Origin of the sequence: Ensifer sp., from assembly GCF_035999185.1 — a bacterium.
Lineage (GTDB): Bacteria > Pseudomonadota > Alphaproteobacteria > Rhizobiales > Rhizobiaceae > Ensifer.
Map to the genome: position 1 here is coordinate 36,217 of NZ_DASYHB010000171.1, position 16,248 is coordinate 52,464.

16 protein-coding genes are annotated in these 16,248 nt (G+C 62.0%); 3 read left to right on the plus strand and 13 right to left on the minus strand.

All coding sequences use genetic code 11. The features are described from left to right. Window positions 1-74: 74 nt before the first annotated feature. Genes VGO04_RS23275 through VGO04_RS23295 form a run of 5 tightly spaced genes read right to left on the minus strand, consistent with a single transcriptional unit; the run spans window position 75 to window position 5,884 of the window. On the minus strand, window positions 75-1,268 hold the full coding sequence (locus VGO04_RS23275; RefSeq protein WP_327498334.1) for a glycosyltransferase family 4 protein: 1,194 nt from the start codon (window positions 1,266-1,268) through the stop codon (window positions 75-77). Between the two features lie 2 nt (window positions 1,269-1,270). After that, on the minus strand, window positions 1,271-2,515 hold the full coding sequence (locus VGO04_RS23280) for an O-antigen ligase family protein (protein ID WP_327498335.1): 1,245 nt from the start codon (window positions 2,513-2,515) through the stop codon (window positions 1,271-1,273). Further along, window positions 2,512-4,074, minus strand: a complete 1,563-nt coding sequence (locus VGO04_RS23285) for an undecaprenyl-phosphate glucose phosphotransferase (RefSeq protein ID WP_327498336.1) — start codon at window positions 4,072-4,074, stop codon at window positions 2,512-2,514. The genes VGO04_RS23280 and VGO04_RS23285 overlap by 4 nt, the downstream gene beginning before the upstream one ends. A gap of 59 nt (window positions 4,075-4,133) precedes the next feature. After that, window positions 4,134-5,303, minus strand: a complete 1,170-nt coding sequence (locus VGO04_RS23290; protein WP_327498337.1) for a glycosyltransferase family 4 protein — start codon at window positions 5,301-5,303, stop codon at window positions 4,134-4,136. Window positions 5,304-5,308: 5 nt separating this feature from the next. Then, a complete protein-coding gene (locus VGO04_RS23295; RefSeq protein ID WP_327498338.1) occupies window positions 5,309-5,884 on the minus strand; it encodes a polysaccharide biosynthesis/export family protein in 576 nt (191 codons plus the stop codon). Window positions 5,885-6,088: 204 nt separating this feature from the next. Between VGO04_RS23295 and VGO04_RS23300 the strand changes: the two genes are divergently transcribed. Further along, on the plus strand, window positions 6,089-8,278 hold the full coding sequence (locus VGO04_RS23300; RefSeq protein ID WP_327498339.1) for an exopolysaccharide transport family protein: 2,190 nt from the start codon (window positions 6,089-6,091) through the stop codon (window positions 8,276-8,278). Between the two features lie 64 nt (window positions 8,279-8,342). Here the strand turns inward: VGO04_RS23300 and VGO04_RS23305 are convergent, their stop codons facing one another. The 3 genes from VGO04_RS23305 to VGO04_RS23315 all read right to left on the minus strand — a co-directional run bounded on the left by VGO04_RS23305 (window position 8,343) and on the right by VGO04_RS23315 (window position 10,720). After that, a complete protein-coding gene (locus VGO04_RS23305; protein WP_414650589.1) occupies window positions 8,343-9,584 on the minus strand; it encodes a GNAT family N-acetyltransferase in 1,242 nt (413 codons plus the stop codon). 151 nt (window positions 9,585-9,735) lie between these two features. Further along, a complete protein-coding gene (locus VGO04_RS23310; RefSeq protein WP_327498340.1) occupies window positions 9,736-10,476 on the minus strand; it encodes a metallophosphoesterase family protein in 741 nt (246 codons plus the stop codon). Window positions 10,477-10,507: 31 nt separating this feature from the next. Beyond that, window positions 10,508-10,720, minus strand: a complete 213-nt coding sequence (locus VGO04_RS23315) for a DUF2842 domain-containing protein (RefSeq protein ID WP_057252395.1) — start codon at window positions 10,718-10,720, stop codon at window positions 10,508-10,510. A gap of 172 nt (window positions 10,721-10,892) precedes the next feature. Between VGO04_RS23315 and VGO04_RS23320 the strand changes: the two genes are divergently transcribed. Continuing rightward, window positions 10,893-11,996, plus strand: a complete 1,104-nt coding sequence (locus VGO04_RS23320) for a COX15/CtaA family protein (RefSeq protein ID WP_327498341.1) — start codon at window positions 10,893-10,895, stop codon at window positions 11,994-11,996. Window positions 11,997-12,074: 78 nt separating this feature from the next. On the opposite strand, the gene argC is transcribed toward VGO04_RS23320, so the two are convergent. The 3 genes from argC to VGO04_RS23335 all read right to left on the minus strand — a co-directional run bounded on the left by argC (window position 12,075) and on the right by VGO04_RS23335 (window position 15,098). Next, complete coding sequence (gene argC, locus VGO04_RS23325; protein WP_327498342.1) at window positions 12,075-13,007, minus strand: N-acetyl-gamma-glutamyl-phosphate reductase; 933 nt, start codon at window positions 13,005-13,007, stop codon at window positions 12,075-12,077. Between the two features lie 210 nt (window positions 13,008-13,217). Beyond that, a complete protein-coding gene (gene speB / locus VGO04_RS23330; protein WP_327498343.1) occupies window positions 13,218-14,180 on the minus strand; it encodes an agmatinase in 963 nt (320 codons plus the stop codon). A gap of 126 nt (window positions 14,181-14,306) precedes the next feature. After that, window positions 14,307-15,098, minus strand: coding sequence for a phenylalanine 4-monooxygenase (locus VGO04_RS23335; RefSeq protein ID WP_327498344.1), 792 nt, complete (start codon window positions 15,096-15,098; stop codon window positions 14,307-14,309). 114 nt (window positions 15,099-15,212) lie between these two features. Here VGO04_RS23335 and VGO04_RS23340 point away from each other — a divergent pair, with 114 nt between their 5' ends. Further along, on the plus strand, window positions 15,213-15,686 hold the full coding sequence (locus VGO04_RS23340; RefSeq protein ID WP_327498345.1) for an Lrp/AsnC family transcriptional regulator: 474 nt from the start codon (window positions 15,213-15,215) through the stop codon (window positions 15,684-15,686). A 34-nt stretch (window positions 15,687-15,720) separates the two neighbouring features. On the opposite strand, the gene VGO04_RS23345 is transcribed toward VGO04_RS23340, so the two are convergent. Together VGO04_RS23345 and rpsI are read right to left on the minus strand one after the other, a co-directional pair. After that, the gene (locus VGO04_RS23345) at window positions 15,721-16,059 is read right to left on the minus strand and encodes an antibiotic biosynthesis monooxygenase (RefSeq protein ID WP_327498346.1); all 339 of its coding nucleotides are present in this window, start codon (window positions 16,057-16,059) and stop codon (window positions 15,721-15,723) included. 104 nt (window positions 16,060-16,163) lie between these two features. Next, window positions 16,164-16,248, minus strand: an 85-nt coding sequence (gene rpsI / locus VGO04_RS23350) for a 30S ribosomal protein S9 (RefSeq protein WP_327498349.1), incomplete at its 5' end; no start/stop codon positions are given.

The window sequence follows — 16,248 nt, forward strand, 5'->3', positions numbered from 1 at the left end:
CATACTGCGGGCGTTCCGGCGATCGCGCCCTCACGTGGCGCCCTTGAGGATTTTGCGACACGATTCGAGCGGCACTACCCGGCTGGCTGGAAGGCGATTTCTGCCTGCTTCTTCGCCGAGACCCTTCGGTAGAGCGCCTCGGTCTGGTCGAGCATGACGGGGAGGGTGAAGCGCGCCTTGAGAGTTTCGGCAGCGGCCGACAGCGCATCGAACGTTTTCGCCTCGGCAGCCCTGACCATTGTCCTGGCAAGCAAGGACGTATCGTCGCTGTTGGGCAGTATGAAGCCGTTGTGTCCATCCTCGATGATGGTGCGGGCGCCGCCGATGTCGGTGGCGATGATAGGCTTTCCTGCGGCCGCTCCCTCCAGCATGACATAGGACATGGCCTCGTAGCGGCTCGGCATCAACAGAAGGTCGAAGGCGGGAACGGCTTGCGGCCCGGTAAAGGCGGAGGTCAGGTGCATGCGGTTCTGCAGCCCGCTTTCGGCAATGGCCGTGCGCAGGCTCGCTTCGAGTTCGCCGCTGCCAACCATCACCAGGTGGCTGTTCTTGACGGACGCGGCGACACTTTTGAAGGCGGCAATCAGTCGTTCCGGGGCCTTCTGTCGAGAAAGCCGGCCGATGAAGCCGAAGACGAAGGCATCCGGCGCGATTCCGAAGCTGGCGCGGATCGTTTGCGCCATGTCCGGCGAGGGCGGGGCGACGCCGTTGACGATCACCGACATGCGCTTCTCGGGCATGTGCAGCGACAGGGCGTGGCTGTACTCGTCCTCGGAAACACAAATCAGGTGGTCGGTGAAGAAGCGGGCGAGCGCCCACTCGATCGTGCCATAGATCAGCCGGCCGCCGCGACCGAGCGTCGGATCGAGCGTGCGAAACGCATGCGGTGTGTAGAGACGTGGGACGTCTCTGCCAGGAAGCCTCAACCGCGTCAGGGCTCCGGCCTTTGAGCTGTGGCCATGAATGATGTCGAAGCGGTTGCTGCGCATGATACGGCGCAGTTCGAGAAAGCAGCCGATATCCGACGGCCCGGGTGCGCGTTTCATGTCGACCGCATGGACGGCCGGCAGGCCGATTGCCTTCAACTCGCGAACGAAGCCATCCTCGGCGCGCACAGGCGAGTAAACGGCCTCGACATGGTGCCCGCGGGCGTGCAGGCCGCGACAAAGGTCGAGGAAATGCCGGCCCGAGCCGCCGCCGCTCGGCTCCAGCACCTGCAGGAGCCGCAAGGAGAGGGCCGATGGCCGGCCGGGAACGACATGTTCCATGATCAGAAGCTCCGTCCGGTGCGCGCTTGCCGGCGATGGCGATATTCGAGGGCGGCGCATCCCCAGACGATGCCGATGAGCAGATAGAAATGGCGCCAGTGATCGGTGTCGATGACATTGCCCACCCCGACATGGCCGAGGACGGCGACCCAGGCGATCATCAGGTAGGTTTGCCAGGGGCGATTGAGCAACAGAAAGCGAAAGCCGAGCGAAAGCGTCCAGACGATAAGCGTCACATAGCTGACAAAGCCGAGCCAGCCGTAGGATGTCAGCGACTTCAGCCAGACATTGTGCTCGTCCTCCGGAAAGATGGTGCTGAACACCATCGGCCCGATGCCGAGCGGCTTTTCCATGGACATCAGGAAGCCCAGCCTGTGGCGGTCGAAACGGCCGAGGTGACCGCCGTCATAGTCCTGCACCAGCTGCGAGCGGCTTGAGAAAAGCGTTGCCACCTGTTCGGACTGAAGTGCCACGAGAAGGGCGCTGACGATCATCAGTCCGCCGACCAGCGCCAGAACGAGAATTCTCAGCCGAAAGAGGCCGTTTCGCTCCTTGAGCAGCATGACCAAAACGAAGGCGACCACGCAGAAGAGATTGAGCGCCCAGGCTGCGCGGGAAAAGGACAGGAAGACGCCGAGCGCCAGCACCACCAATGCTGCGATTTTCAGCGGCGCCTTCTGGATCGACTGCGTCAGGATCCCGTGGATCAGATACATGGCCGGGACCGAAAGAAACGGCCCGAACACGTTGGGATCCTGGAAGGCGCCCTTGGCGCGACCGTAGAGCGTGAAGCTTTCAGCACCCGGTATGGCGCCGAAATAGCCGAGGATGCCGAGCGACGCGGTGATGACGGCCGCTGTCGTCCAGGCATTGAAGATCAGCCGCAGCCGCTCGTGGCGATCCTCGATGATGGCCGCAAAGAACACCGAGGACAGCGCAAGGAAGCCGGAGACCGCCATGTACATCGGTCCCTTGGTCAGGTCGTCCATGACCGTCAGGGACAGAATGCCGCCGATCATGAACAGCGTCAGCAAAGTGAGGAGCGGGGCGATGCTCCTCGATATCTTGAGGCCGAACAAGGCCCATAGACCGATGAGCCCGACCAGGAACAGTTCGTAAGGGGCGGGCTCGAAGATGACGAAGCCGGAAAGAAATACGGCAAATGCCACGAGCCCCGAGGCGAACAGCGAGAGCGCCGCAAGCTGGGGACGAGCGATCGGGAACCGGCCTGTGTCGACGGTGCTCAATAGGCGTTCTCGGTGTTGAGAAGCCGGAACGGCGTCAGGAACAGGATCTTCAGGTCGAAGAGCAACGACCAGTTCTCGATGTAGTGGAGGTCGAAGGCCGTGCGCAGGCGGATCTTGTCGTCATTGTCGATCTCACCGCGCCAGCCATTGATCTGCGCCCAGCCGGTGACGCCGGGCTTGACGCGGTGGCGGGCAAAATAGCCCTCCACGACGTCCGAATAGGTGCGGTTCTGGGTTTGCGCCAGAACGGCGTGTGGACGCGGGCCCACAAGCGAGAGCTCGCCTTTCAAGACGTTGAAGATCTGTGGCAGTTCGTCGATCGACGATTTGCGGATAAAGCGCCCGACCGGCGTGACGCGCGGATCGCCCTTTGTCACGGCGTTGCGCGCTGTCGGGTCGCTCATATGCGTGTACATCGAACGGAACTTGTAGACTTCGATCGTCTCGTTGTTGAAGCCGTGGCGCTTCTGCTTAAAGATGATCGGACCCGGCGACGTGATTTTGACCGCGATTGCCGCGCCGAGCATGATCGGCCACAGGAGCGCCAGGGCGACGACGCTGAAAAAGATGTCGAAGCCGCGCTTGGCAACGGAGTCCCAATCCGCGATCGGCTTGTCGAAGATATCGAGCATGGGGACATCGCCGACATGGGAGTAGCTGCGTGGGCGGAACCGCAGGTTGTTGGCATGGGCCGCCAGCCGGATATCCACCGGCAGGATCCAGAGCTTCTTGAGCAGCTGGAGAATGCGCTTCTCGGCCGTCAACGGCAACGAGATGATCAGCATGTCGATGCGCGCCAGGCGCGCGAACTCCACGAGTTCGCTGACCGTCCCGAGCTTGGGGTAGCCGGCGATGACATTGGGCGAACGGCGCTCGTCGCGATCATCAAAGATGCCGCAAATGCGGATATCGTTGTCCGGCTGATCCTCGAGCGTGCGAATCAGGTCCTTGGCCGGTTGGCCACCGCCCACGACAACTGCGCGCCGCTCCATCGTGCCGTTGCGTGCCCAGTGGCGGATGGAATAGGCGATGAAGGCGCGCTCGGAAAGAAGGAACAGGGCGCCGCCGATGAACCAGCCGCCGAACCAGACACGGGAATATTGGTGACCGGATTTCAGGAAGAACAGCGCGATTGCGATGCCGCCGAAAGCAACTGCCCAGGAGGCGAGGATGCGTGGCATGACGCGCAGCCAGGCGCGCAGCGCCGGGATCTGGTAGGTATCCGCGATCTGCATCGCGGCGACCGCGAGCGCCGAGCCGCCGAACAGGATCGCCAAGTAAAGCGGCAGTTGATCGAGACCCGGTTGAACGTAGAGCGCGTTGATCGCGTAGCCGATCGCAAACAGCGCGCTGAATTCGAAGAGGCGCATCAGCCCCATGATCATCGCTGGCGAATAGGTGTCGGCGCGGAACTGCTCGGCGATCTGCCGTGCCAGCGGATTGAGTTCCGTAGCGGGCTCATCGCTCGGCGTTTCGCCAGGCGAGCGGGCGCGGATTTCCGAAATCTTCTTGCGAAGCGCTTCGGGGTCGAATGAACCCGGGCGGTCAAACTTGTTCATGGCTGTCTTCCGGCGCTGAAGTCCCTCAGTCCGGATAGCAGAAAGCCACTAAGAAACGCTTACGTTGTGGGCAACACGCTATCCGCGGACGGCTGGTAACGGCACAATTCACGATAGAGCTTTAACATATCGGCCGACATTACCGAAGCTGCAAATTGCGACTTGAACGTGTTTGGCTCGGGCATGACACGGGCCGCCCAGTCCTTTTCAGTGATCGCACGCGCCATGATGGCCGCAAGCGCCTGGGCACTGGCCGGTTCGGCGAGGGCAGAACTGTCGCGTCCGAGGATTTCCGGGATGCCGCCAACGCGACTTGCAATGACGGGCTTTCGCGCCGCAAGCGCCTCAAGCACGATGTAGGGCATGGATTCGGCGCGCGACGGAACGACGATGTTGCGTGTCAGCGCGAAGGCCTCGCGGGTCTTCATCGCCGGTTGCATGGTGATGCGGCGGCTGAGACCCTGCTGAAGCATCTGATCGTAGTATTCCTGCTGCTGCGGACCGTCACCGATCATCAGCGCCGACAGCGGACGACCGACGAGCCTTTCGGTCTGTGCGAAGGCCTCCACGAACAGATCGGGCCCCTTCAGGTCCCGCATCATGCCGATGTAAAGAAAATCGACCGCATCCGGCCGCGGTGATACGACTTCGAATTCCCGGTCGTCTATTCCGTTGTAGATCAGCTCGTGTCGTTCGCGCGGTTTGCCAACCTTGGAGAAATAGGTTTGCCGTTCGAAGTCGCAGACAAAAACGAGTGCGTCCGTCAGGCGTCCCTGGAACCGCTCCAACGGAAAGATGAGCCGTCCCGTGAATGAGCCGGGACGGTAGTGCAAACTGCCGCCATGCGGCGAATAGAGGCGGGCTACGCGATACTTGTTGACCCGCAGGGCTGAACCGATGAGCCGGGCAATGGCGCCACCCTTGGCGCCGTGCCCATGCAACACATCCGGTCGCAAACTTCTGATTTCCTTGTAACCGCGCCACAAGGACGCAAGATCGGACGGTCCTACCGACCGATGGATCGGCATTCGAACGAGACCGAGCGCCAGGTAGGGCCGAATTTCGTCGAACAGTCGATCTTCATGACTGCCTCCGGTTGTGCTGTCGCAGAGGATGCCGACCTCGTGACCGGCATTGGCGTGTGCCTCGGCAAGATCGCGCACGTGGCGGAAAATCCCGCCGACAGGCGACCTGAAGCAGTGAATGATGCGCAAGGGACGCTGCTGCATCGAGGTCAGAACAGGCGTTCACGGACATAGATCGTATCGCCGGCCAGAACCGCGTCCGTGATCGGCACTCGGCCGGTGATGATGCGCCCGTTGATCTTTCGGGTGATGTCTGCATTTGCCTGGTTGGCGCGCGGCGAGTAGCCGCCGGCGACCGCGATGGCGTTCTGGACGGTCATGCCGGGCACATAGGCGTATTGGCCTGCCTGGCCGACTTCGCCCATGATGAAAACGGAACGATAGCGGTCGACCTCGATTGTGACGTCGGGATCGCGCAGATAGCCTTGCTTCAGCTTGGCGGCGATCATGCCTTCGAGTTCGGGCAGGGTCTTGCCGCGGGAGGCGACCGTGCCGATGAGCGGGAAGGCGACATACCCGGCCTGGTCGACGGTGTAGGTGCCGGTGAGGCCGGCCTGTTCGAAGACGTTGATGCGCAAGCGGTCACCGCTATCGAGGCGATAGGGCTGGATCGTGGCTTCGCTGAAGGCCTTGGGCGCTGGCTGATAGCTCGTGCAACCAGCAAGCAACATCGACAGCGCTGCCGCCGTGATAGCGAGACCCGTCTTGATAGCTGCGGTTGACATGCTGTTCATCGGCTCCGGAAACGACCACCTTTTCCGACGTTATCGATCCGTTAGGGTTAATAGCCGGTAAACTGCCGGTAGAAATTTTACAGGGAACGGATGCAATAGGGCCCGTCTGCAGCACCCGGAAGTTGCTTGCATTAACCCTTGCGTTACCATGTTCCTTTACTCTCCGGCGAGATTTTGAAGGTTCGGAGCCAAAGCATGTCGGGAAGCGGCAGCGCACAGCAGGATGTGGATATCGACCTCGGCGGCCTTTTTCGGGCCGTCTGGGATCGGCGTGTCAAGGTATTGCTCGCTACCGCCTGCGTTGCTGCGCTCGCCTTTGGCGCAGCGAAGATGATTTCGCCTGACTATGAGAGCGAAACTCGCGTGCTCATCGAATCGCGTGAGCCGGAGTTCAGCGGTCCCAACCAGGCTTCGCAGGCCGGGGCCGATCGCGTCTTCGATGAATCGGGCATTCTCAGCCAGGTGCAGGTGCTCAAGTCGGCCGACCTGATCAAGCAGGTCGCCCGCAACATGAAGCTGCACGAGGTCAAGGAGTTCGATCCGTCGGCTGCGCCGTCGGCGCTCTCGGACCTCCTGGTCATGCTCGGCCTCAAGAAGAACCCGTTGGAGCTGCCTCCCGAGGAGAGGGTGCTCAAGGAGTTCAACTCCAAGCTCCAGGTCTATCAGGTGGAGAAATCGCGGGTGATCGCGATCGGCTTCACCTCGAAGGATCGCCAGCTCGCCGCCGCCGTCCCGAACGAAATGGCCAAGGTTTTCCTGACGCTGCAAAGCGGGGCGAAACTCGACACGAATTCCGAAGCGACCCGTTGGCTCGAGCCGGAGATTGCCAATCTGCGCGAGAAGGTGCGAGACGCGGAGGCAAAGGTTGCTGCTTACCGTGCCTCGTCGGACCTGTTGCCGACCGGCGAGACGACGAATTTTGCGACGCGGCAGCTGACGGACATCTCGACCGAACTGACGCGCGTCCGTGGCGAGCGCGCCAATGCTGAGGCGCGTGCTGCCGGCGTGCGCTCGGCCCTTGCAAGCGGCCGCGCGCCAGACACCATTACCGACGTCGTTGGTTCTCAGATGATCCAGCGGTTGAAGGAGACGGAAGCAAACCTTCAGGCCCAGGTTGCCGACCTCTCGACGACACTGCTGGACGGTCACCCGCGCTTGAAGGCGCTGAAGTCGCAGCTCGAAGGTATCCGCGGCCAGATTCGCGTGGAGACCCGCAAGATCCTGACGAGCCTGGAGAACGAGGCGCAGGTCGCCGACCTGCGTGAACAGCAGCTGGTGCAGCAGTTAAATGCGCTGAAGGCCCAGTCGGCCCAGGCCGGCGAGGAAGAGGTGGGACTGCGCGCGCTCGAGCGCGAAGCGACCGCCCAGCGGCAATTGCTCGAAACCTATCTCGCACGCTACCGCGAAGCGACGTCACGCACGGTCGAGAATGCAACGCCGGCAGATGCGCGCGTGATTTCAAGCGCGGTGGTTCCAACCAGCGCGAGCTTCCCCAAGGTGTTGCCGATTACGATCGTCGCAGCGCTTGCGACGTTCCTGCTCAGCTGCGTGGTGATCATGCTTGGTGAGCTGTTCAGCGGGCGGGCTTTGCGGCCGGTGTCCTCGGCCGGCGAACCGCTCCCGGTTCGCACGCGCCCGGCGATCGCGGCAAGCGCGCCGGACGTCGGCATTGCTGCAGCGAATGCAGCCCCCGATCCCGTGCCTCTCGACAGCGACGCAGTGGATCTGCTGTCGCCGGTCGATGTCTCGAAAGCCGACGAAGACGTCGATACGTCGGCGGTGGCGAACGAGCCGGACTTTTCAATCGAGGCCGTGGCCGAACACCTGCGCACCACCAACGTCAGCATCGCGATTTCGGTATCGCCGGGCGGCGACGAGGGGTCCACCGCGACGGTGATGCTGGCGCGCCTGCTTGCCGAAGCGGAGCTGAAGGTGGTGCTGATCGATCTGACCGGCTCTGCCTGCCCGACGCGCCTGATGGCGCGCTCGTCGCAGCTGCCCGGCATCACCAATCTCCTGGCAGGGGAAGTTCCCTTCACCGAGACGATCCATGCGGATCGCTTCTCCGACGCGCACATCATTCCTCAGGGCGATGCGGATCCGAGACAGGCGATGCGGGGCATCGAGCGGCTGAAGATGATCATTGGTGCGCTGACCAACGCCTATGACCTGGTCCTCATCGAATGTGGCCCAGCCGATGAAATGGCCGTCGAAAAGATCGTCGGCCGCGACGGTGCAGAAATCATTCTCTCGGCGCCCTCGGTCAGCGACGAGCGCATCGTCGAAGTGCTGACGGGATTCGGCGCCGCAGGCTACCGCGACATCGTTCTGATGACCGGGCAAGTGCAATCGGACCCGGACTATCCCGACCGGGACGCGGCCTAACGCGCGTCTCAGCCTTCGAGGTTCGCTTGTTCGCGCGGCCTGCTCTTGCGAGCCGTCGCTCGGCTCATGCGGCGTTTTTGCCGGAGATTGCACTTTGCCGGAGTCGTCTGGTGCGCTGGATGCGGGCGTAAACGGACTTGTTCGCCTTCACCATCCGCTTTGCCCATACGACGAGACGATGGCGCAGGCTGGCGAGATGGCCCGCAAGCGTGACCGGCAACAGGATATCGCGCAATGGTGTTTCGATCGTGCACCACGAGCGCTTGTAGGGTTGATCGCCGACGCCGAAGTCAAACAGGCGGACGCCCTCGGCTGCAAGACGGTCGATCATCTTGTAGAACAACAATTCACCCGGACTGGCGTCGCCCGCCAGGACATCATCGATGGAGCCAAACTGGCAGATGACATGGTCTGCCTTGCGTGAGAGCCCGGCGACGGCGATGATTCGCCCATCGTGCTCGCCTTTGAGGCGGATGGCATTCAGCTCCATGAGCTTGACGTCGCCGCTGCGGCGAGCGGCAAGCGTGTGGAAAAACGCTTGTGTCTCGGTTTCCTGGAACACGTCGGGAAGGCCGAGCGTTGCAAAACGCGCCGCCTTCTGCCGGAAGAAGGTATCAAGCAAGACGCTTGCCTCTTCAGCGGTGTTGGCGACCACATACTCGTAGCCGCCCATCTCGGCCAGTCGACGCTCGGAGATCCGCATCTTCTTGCGACGGCGTTTCGCGTTGATCTGCGCAAGAGTGCGCTCGATGCTACCGAGAAGGGGGAGCTGGTACGACGGGTTGGGATTGGTGGCGCCGGGAAGGGAGGCAAACGGGCTTACGCCACCGCGCCAGGTACTCGGCACCTTGTCGAGCGCGACGACGTCGGCAAGTCCGCGCAGTGCCAGCCGGATTTCGCGATCAAGCATGGCGGCGAGATCAGGCGTCGTGACGGCTGAAGCGTCGCTGGCAAAAAGGCCGGTATTGAGGTTGCTGTGTTCCGTTCCGATCAGACGCGCCGTACGAAACAGGCGCCCATGGTTGAGTTCCAGCGGCAGAATGAGGAAGAGTTCACCGTCGAGCGTGACGCGCAGAAGCACGAGGTCGCTGCCGTGCGTCTCTGCCCATGAGCGGCAGAGGTCGTAGGCATGATGCAGCGAGTTCACGGCAAGGCCATCGAGCAAACGCCATTCGGCCTCGAGCGGCTCCATACTGCGGTGGACCGAGACTTTGAAGCGGCCGACGGCATTGGCGGGACCTGCACGCATGGGGGCGTGCGCACGGCGGTCGGCTGGGCCCTCCATGGTAAGATCCGAGTTCGTCATCGATTGTGCCATCCGGTCGCTGTTGCGGAGCTATTGAACCGCAAGGGCGCTACCATCCGTTTAATTCGAGAGTGCTTATCAATGCGATCGGGAACAACCGATAATCGCGGTTAGCAAAGCATGAAGTGACGCGCGCGAGATGGTGCAGCCGTCAGTCGATAAAGCCGGTCGCGAGTGCCTTTGCCCATTCCAGGCGGTTGCGGCTTTCAGCGAGCCTGGACATCGCCATCCAGTCGTAGGGAACACTGCGAAAGGTGACGTTCCATCCTGCAGCCGTCTGCTCGACGATGGCATAGCGTGCATCCGGCGAGCCCGCCTCGACCTTGTGCGGCACGGGCTGGTCGTCGTCATATCCGGGGCAGCCGACGCTGCCGGGATTGACGACAAGGCGGCCGTCGGCAAGGCGGACGGCGCGCGGGATGTGCGTATGCCCGCACAGGATTACCGGATAGTCGATGCCAGTGGCTTGGGCCTCGATCGCCGGGCGCGAGGACATATGCACGGTTCCGTCCGCGGTCAGGGCCTCCAGCCAGTAGGTCTCGTCATCGGTCGGCGTCGCATGGCAGAGGAAGAACGTGTCCTTGTAGACGTGTGCTACGGGCAGGGTGGTCAGCCATTCGCGGTGCGCCGGCTGCAATTGCTCGTACGCCGCTCGATCGGATTGCCCCATTTCGTGCGGATCGACCGTCAGGAGATAGCGATCGTGATTGCCTCTGATCGAGAGGATCTGCCGTTCGATCAGGATGTCAGCGGTCCTGCTTGCGTTGAGCGGGCCGCTCAAGTGATCACCGAGGTTGACAATGTCGACGATACCGAGCGCGTCGATGTCGGCGAGCACGGCTTCGAGCGCGAGATCGTTGCCATGGATATCAGCAATGACCGCAAGTCTCATGAGCTTCTCCTCGAATGGCCGCAGCCTTGGATCAGCGATCGCGCGCCGGCTTTTCCATCCATTTGATAATCAGCATCGCCGGCAATATCCAGAGCAGGCCGGTGAAGAAGAAATAGGCGAGATGCACCCACCACGGAGCTGCGCCAAGCAGCAGCGAGGCGAAGGTGACGGCCGCCAGCGCATAGACGACGACGAGGATGATGATCAGGATCGTGCCGATCAGCTTTCTGAGGCGTACGGGCATTTCGCTTCTTTCAGATGGCTTGCATGGGCGCGGACGGCCGCGACCGCATGCCGCAAAGGTTTCGGCCTTGTTTTGCATGCCGCTCTGGTGCAAATCAACGGCTTTCCGAAGGTGCGACCGTTGATCCGTCCGGTCGCTCCGCCGACAACCCTGCGATATCAGAGGGAACATGATGGCCGGCGTCGAAATGGCGACAGAACAGATGCTTCGAAACGAGATCGGCAAGACCGACCGCAACCGGCGGCAGATCCGCGGCTGGCTCGCCGTCGTGCTCTTTACGCTCTTTGCATTGGTGCTCGTGGGCGGTGCCACGCGCCTGACCGAATCGGGCCTGTCGATCACGGAGTGGAAGCCCATCCACGGCGTGATCCCGCCGCTGACAGCCGCTGAATGGGAAGAGGAATTCCAGCTCTATCAGCGGATTCCGCAATACCAGCAGATGAACAGCGACATGACGGTCGAGCAATTCAAGACCATCTTCTGGTGGGAATGGGCGCACCGGCTGCTGGCGCGCACGATCGGCCTGATCTTCGCGCTGCCGCTCGCCTTCTTCTGGTTCACCGGCAAGGTCGAGCGCCGGCTGCGGCTGCCGCTCCTCGGCATCCTCGCGCTTGGTGGCTTTCAGGGCTTCATCGGCTGGTGGATGGTGTCCTCCGGCCTCGTCGAGCGCACGGAAGTCAGCCAGTACCGGCTGGCGACGCATCTCGTCATCGCCTGTCTGATTTTTGCTTCCTGTATGTGGATCTTCCGTGGGCTCAGCCCGCATACGAACGAAGCGGCACCCACGGACCGGTCGCGCAAGATGGCGATGATCATCGCTATCTTCAGCCTGTTCCAGATCTATCTCGGCGCGCTGGTCGCAGGTCTCGACGCCGGCTTCAGCTACAACACGTGGCCGCTGATGGACGGGGCGATCATCCCGCAGGATCTTTTCCTGCAGCAGCCCTGGTGGATCAACCTGTTCGAAAACCCGAAAACGGTGCAGTTCGTTCACCGGATCGGCGCCTATGTGCTGTTTGCCTTCGCGCTGATGCACATGATCGCCTCCTTGCGGGCGGCGCCTGAAACCACCCACGCACGCCGCTCGGTCCTCCTGTTCCTGCTCGTCTGTGTCCAGGCGGTCATCGGCATCACCACGCTTGTTTTGCAGGTGCCGATCGGCTGGGGCGTGGCACACCAGGGTGGGGCGCTGGTCGTGCTCGGGTTCGCGATTGCCCATTGGCGCGGCTTCTATGGTGAATACCCGCGGCCGACGGCGATCGAATTGCGCGACTGACACCGACCAAGATGCCAAAACAAAAAGACCCCGGCGAGCGGCTCGCCGGGGTCTTTTTGTTTTAGAGATCGTCGCCGATCAGGCCGACAGCATCAGGTCCATGTTCTGGACGGCGGCGCCCGAGGCGCCCTTGCCGAGATTGTCGAGCAGGGCGACGAGGTTGACGTGATTGCCGCCGCTGGTGCCGAAGACGAAGAGCTTCATCGTGTCCTTGCCGGCAAGCTCGGTGGCATCGATGCGGGCAGCCTTCTCGCTCTGTGCAAGCGGTACGACTTCGACGATCGACTGGCCGGCATAGTGCGCGATGAGCGCCGCATGGATCGTCTCAAGCGTGGCGCCTGGGGCGAGGTCTTCGAGGTAGAGCGGAACCTGGACGATCATGCCTTGCGCAAACTTGCCGACCGAAGGAGCAAAGACCGGGGCGCGATCGAGCAGGCCGTGCATCTTCATTTCGGGCACATGCTTATGCTTGAGCGTCAGGCCGTAGAGGAAGTGAGGCGCGCTGATGTGCTCCGGATTGGTTTCGTCTTCCATCTGCGCGATCATCTGCTTGCCGCCGCCGGTGTAACCCGACACCGCATTGACCGTCACCGGGTAACCGTCCGGCAGGATGCCGGCCTGGCGCAGCGGCCGGATCACGCCGATAGCACCCGTCGGATAGCAGCCAGGATTGGCGACGTGACGTGCGTCACGGATCTTTGCGGGCTGGGCATTGTCCATTTCGGCAAAGCCGTAGGCCCAGTCCGGCGCGATGCGGTGCGCGGTCGAGGTATCGATGATGCGCACCTTGTTGTTGCCCGAGACCATGGAAACCGCTTCGCGCGACGCATCATCCGGCAGGCAGAGGATGGCGATGTCGGCCTCGTTCAGGAGATCTTCGCGCATGGCGGCGTTGCGTCGTTCCGCTTCCGGGATGGAAAGCAGTTCGAGATCGCTACGGCCAGCCATGCGGGTGCGGATCTGCAGGCCCGTGGTACCGTGTTCGCCATCGATGAAGATCTTCGGTTTCATGATTTTCCCGTTCTGTTAGGTCGCAGGTGCGGCAGGATGCGGATGGAAAACCGCGGACACTTTTCCTCATCCCGCCAGTGCCTTACCGATCGTTTCGGAATCAGTCTGGCACAGAATTGAATCAGTTTCTCAACAGGCAGGCGGACCGCCGCCAAGCCCGAGAATTCCTATACAAGCACCAGCCCTTGCCCGCAACGGCAACGCTTGCCGTCAGCGCAGCGGTGCGCGTTCGGCAAGTTTCTCGGCGTGCAGCCCCAGCATGTACATCGCAACCGTCGCGCCGGCGATCGCGGTGATATCGGCATGGTCGTAGGCGGGTGCCACTTCGACGACATCGCTACCGACGACCGTGAGCGCTCCGAGCTTGCGCAGCACCGAGAGGATCTTGGCGCTCGATGGGCCGCCTGCGACAGGCGTGCCGGTGCCGGGCGCGTAGGCGGGATCGAGGCAGTCGATGTCAAAGGTGACATAGGCCTTGCGCTCGCCCACCTGCTGGATGATCGTCTCGGCGATCTCGGCCGCGCTCATCTCCTCGACGTCGTAGCCGTAGAGGATGCGAATGCCGCAATCCTCCGGCGCATGGGTGCGGATGCCGATCTGGATCGATGCGTCCGTGTCGATCAGGCCCTCGCGGGCAGCGCGGCCGACGAAGGAGCCATGATCGATCCTGCCGCGCTCGTCCGACCAGGTGTCCTGATGCGCGTCGAATTGCACGAGGGCGAGGGGCCCATGGATCGCCGCATGCGCCTTCAGGATCGGGTAGGTGACGAAGTGGTCGCCGCCGAGCGTCTGCAGATAGGCGCCGCTCTTGATGATCTTTGCCGCCTCGCGCTCGATCGTTGCAGGCGTTCTTGCATGATTGCCATAGTCGAGCAGACAGTCGCCGTAGTCGATGGTCGCCATGTCGGCAAAGAGGTCGCGCTCGAAAGGATATTGTGGATCATTGTCGAAGATTGCCGAGGCACGGCGGATCGCCTGCGGTCCGAAGCGGGCGCCGGGCCGGTTCGAGGTGGCGGCGTCGAAGGGGATGCCCCAGACGACCGCATCGACGCCCTTCAGTTGCTTTGAGTACTTGCGTCGCATGAAGGAGAGGATGCCGGCATGCGTCGGATCGGATGCCGCCGAAGTCAGTGAGCGCGCCGTCAGCGCATGATCGATTGTCCTGTTGGCCATGTCCCGCCTCTGTTCCGGGGCGGGGCAGGCGCACCCTCTGCGCGCATCCCGCTCTAACCTGTGGTGGCGGAACGTTGGACAATCGCGGCCGGCAAGGCAAGGCCCCACCGGCCGAATAGGCGGCGATTAGGAGGCCTTCGCCTCATAGGTTGGCGCGAAGTCGCCGAGCGCCTTGGCTTCGGTGATACGCGCGCCAATGTCCTCGTCGATGATCGCTTCGAGCTGGGCAAAGCTTTCGATGACGTAATAGATCGGCTGGACGATATCGATGCGATAGGGCGTGCGCAGAACGGTCATTAGGTCGAACGGCCGGAATTCGACGCCCGGCGTCTCCATGGCGTTGCGCGTCTCGTTCGGCGAGGAAACGATGCCGGCACCGAAGCAACGCCGGCCCTTCGCCGTGTTGATCAGGCCGAACTCGACGGTGAACCAGAAAATCCGGAACAGGTGCCAGGAATAGCCCTTGCCGAGCGAGACGGCTTTCTCGCCAAAGCGGCGCACGAAATTGGCATAGCTCTGATTGGTCAAGAGCGGGCAGTGGCCGAAGACTTCGTGGAAGATGTCGGGCTCTTCGATGTAGTCGATGTGCTCGCGCCGGCGGATGAAGGTCGCCAGCGGAAATTTGCCCTGCGACAGAAGTTCATAGAAGCGCGACGGTGGAATGAGCGCGGGAACGCCCTCGACGCCAAAGCCTGTTGTTTCCGCCAGGCGTCGGTTCACGTCCTTCAACTGCGGTACGTGATAGGGTCCGAGGTCGAGCTTTCGTGCGCCTTCCAGATACTCGTCGCAGGCCTTGTCGGCCAAAAGCTTCATTTGCCGCTGATAGAGCTCGCCCCAGATCGCATCCTCTTCCGGGGTATAGAGATAGGTGCCGTCCGGCTCCGGCAGTCTGGCGGTGTAGGTGCTTTCCTTGGTCATGACGTCTCCTCGTTCGTCAGAACAATTTCTCCTGTTGCAATTGTATCGCTGATGGCGCGAGTATTTGTTCCACAGTTGCCAGGTGGAGGCCTGCTGGCGGGAGGAAATTTCAGGATGCCGTCTGACGTGAAAGAAAATTTTCAGCCTGTTCGGAGGCTGCTACGGCTGATTCAGGCCGATACTGGTCAGTCGCTGTCCGATCTCGCCGAGAAAGCCGGCATGTCGCAAAGCTCGGCCTGGCGGCGGCTGCAGGAACTGGAGGCGGACGGCGTCATCCGCAAGCGGGTGGCGTTGCTCGATCCTGCCAAGCTCGATCTGAAACTCTGCATCATCGCACACGTGACGCTTGAGGATCACCACGACGAGGCGATTGCCGCGTTTTCGGCGGTGGTGCGCGACCGGCCGGAAATCATGGAGTGTTACGCGCTTTCGGGCACATTCGATTACATGCTGAAGATCCGCGCCAACGACGTCGAAAGCTACGACGCCTTCATGACGCGGTATCTGATGCGCAATCCACATGTGCGCACTGTCGTGTCGAGCTTCGTGCTGCGCGAGCTCAAGTCGACGACGGAACTGCCGATCTAGCCCGGTTCCGTGACCGTCAAGTTGAGGCGCAAATCTAGGAACGTTCGAACCCGTATTGCCGTTCGATCTTGCCGACGCGGACCTGATAGTCTTCGTACCAGCGCTCGCGGCCGAGCCGCTGGGCGGTCAGGTGCCGGACGTCGTTCTTCCACGCCGCGATGCTCTCTTCGTCCGCCCAATAGGAATTGGTGATGCCGAAGCCATCGGCGCCGCGGATGCTTTCCAGCCCGAGAAATCCAGGCTGTTGACGGGCCAGCCGTTCCATTTCTTCTCCCATGTTGTCGTAGCCGTGATCGCCTGCCGTTCTGCGCGAGGAGAAGGTCACGATGAAGTAGGGCGGCTCAGGGGTCTGAACGACGGGAGAGTTTGCCATGGGAAGCCTCGAAAGGTCGGCGTTGCGATGTTGTTCGGGCGGGCACAGTAACAAAAAAAGGCGGAGCATAGCCCCGCCTTTCCAAGTGTCGCAGTTGGAAGCGATTAACGCTTCGAGAACTGGAACGAACGACGTGCCTTCGCACGGCCGTACTTCTTACGCTCGACCACGCGGCTGTCGCGGGTGAGG

Excerpts from the sequence above, each read along its gene's own strand:
- VGO04_RS23290 (WP_327498337.1), bottom strand. The coding sequence starts at position 5,303 with ATGCAGCAGCGTCCCTTGCGCATCATTCACTGCTTCAGGTCGCCTGTC.
- VGO04_RS23275 (WP_327498334.1), bottom strand. The coding sequence starts at position 1,268 with ATGGAACATGTCGTTCCCGGCCGGCCATCGGCCCTCTCCTTGCGGCTC.
- VGO04_RS23335 (WP_327498344.1), bottom strand. The coding sequence starts at position 15,098 with ATGACCAAGGAAAGCACCTACACCGCCAGACTGCCGGAGCCGGACGGC.
- speB (WP_327498343.1), bottom strand. The coding sequence starts at position 14,180 with ATGGCCAACAGGACAATCGATCATGCGCTGACGGCGCGCTCACTGACT.
- VGO04_RS23310 (WP_327498340.1), bottom strand. The coding sequence starts at position 10,476 with ATGAGACTTGCGGTCATTGCTGATATCCATGGCAACGATCTCGCGCTC.
- VGO04_RS23305 (WP_414650589.1), bottom strand. The coding sequence starts at position 9,584 with ATGACGAACTCGGATCTTACCATGGAGGGCCCAGCCGACCGCCGTGCG.
- VGO04_RS23285 (WP_327498336.1), bottom strand. The coding sequence starts at position 4,074 with ATGAACAAGTTTGACCGCCCGGGTTCATTCGACCCCGAAGCGCTTCGC.
- VGO04_RS23315 (WP_057252395.1), bottom strand. The coding sequence starts at position 10,720 with ATGCCCGTACGCCTCAGAAAGCTGATCGGCACGATCCTGATCATCATC.
- VGO04_RS23295 (WP_327498338.1), bottom strand. The coding sequence starts at position 5,884 with ATGTCAACCGCAGCTATCAAGACGGGTCTCGCTATCACGGCGGCAGCG.
- VGO04_RS23345 (WP_327498346.1), bottom strand. The coding sequence starts at position 16,059 with ATGGCAAACTCTCCCGTCGTTCAGACCCCTGAGCCGCCCTACTTCATC.
- VGO04_RS23320 (WP_327498341.1), top strand. The coding sequence starts at position 10,893 with ATGGCCGGCGTCGAAATGGCGACAGAACAGATGCTTCGAAACGAGATC.
- VGO04_RS23340 (WP_327498345.1), top strand. The coding sequence starts at position 15,213 with ATGCCGTCTGACGTGAAAGAAAATTTTCAGCCTGTTCGGAGGCTGCTA.
- argC (WP_327498342.1), bottom strand. The coding sequence starts at position 13,007 with ATGAAACCGAAGATCTTCATCGATGGCGAACACGGTACCACGGGCCTG.
- VGO04_RS23300 (WP_327498339.1), top strand. The coding sequence starts at position 6,089 with ATGTCGGGAAGCGGCAGCGCACAGCAGGATGTGGATATCGACCTCGGC.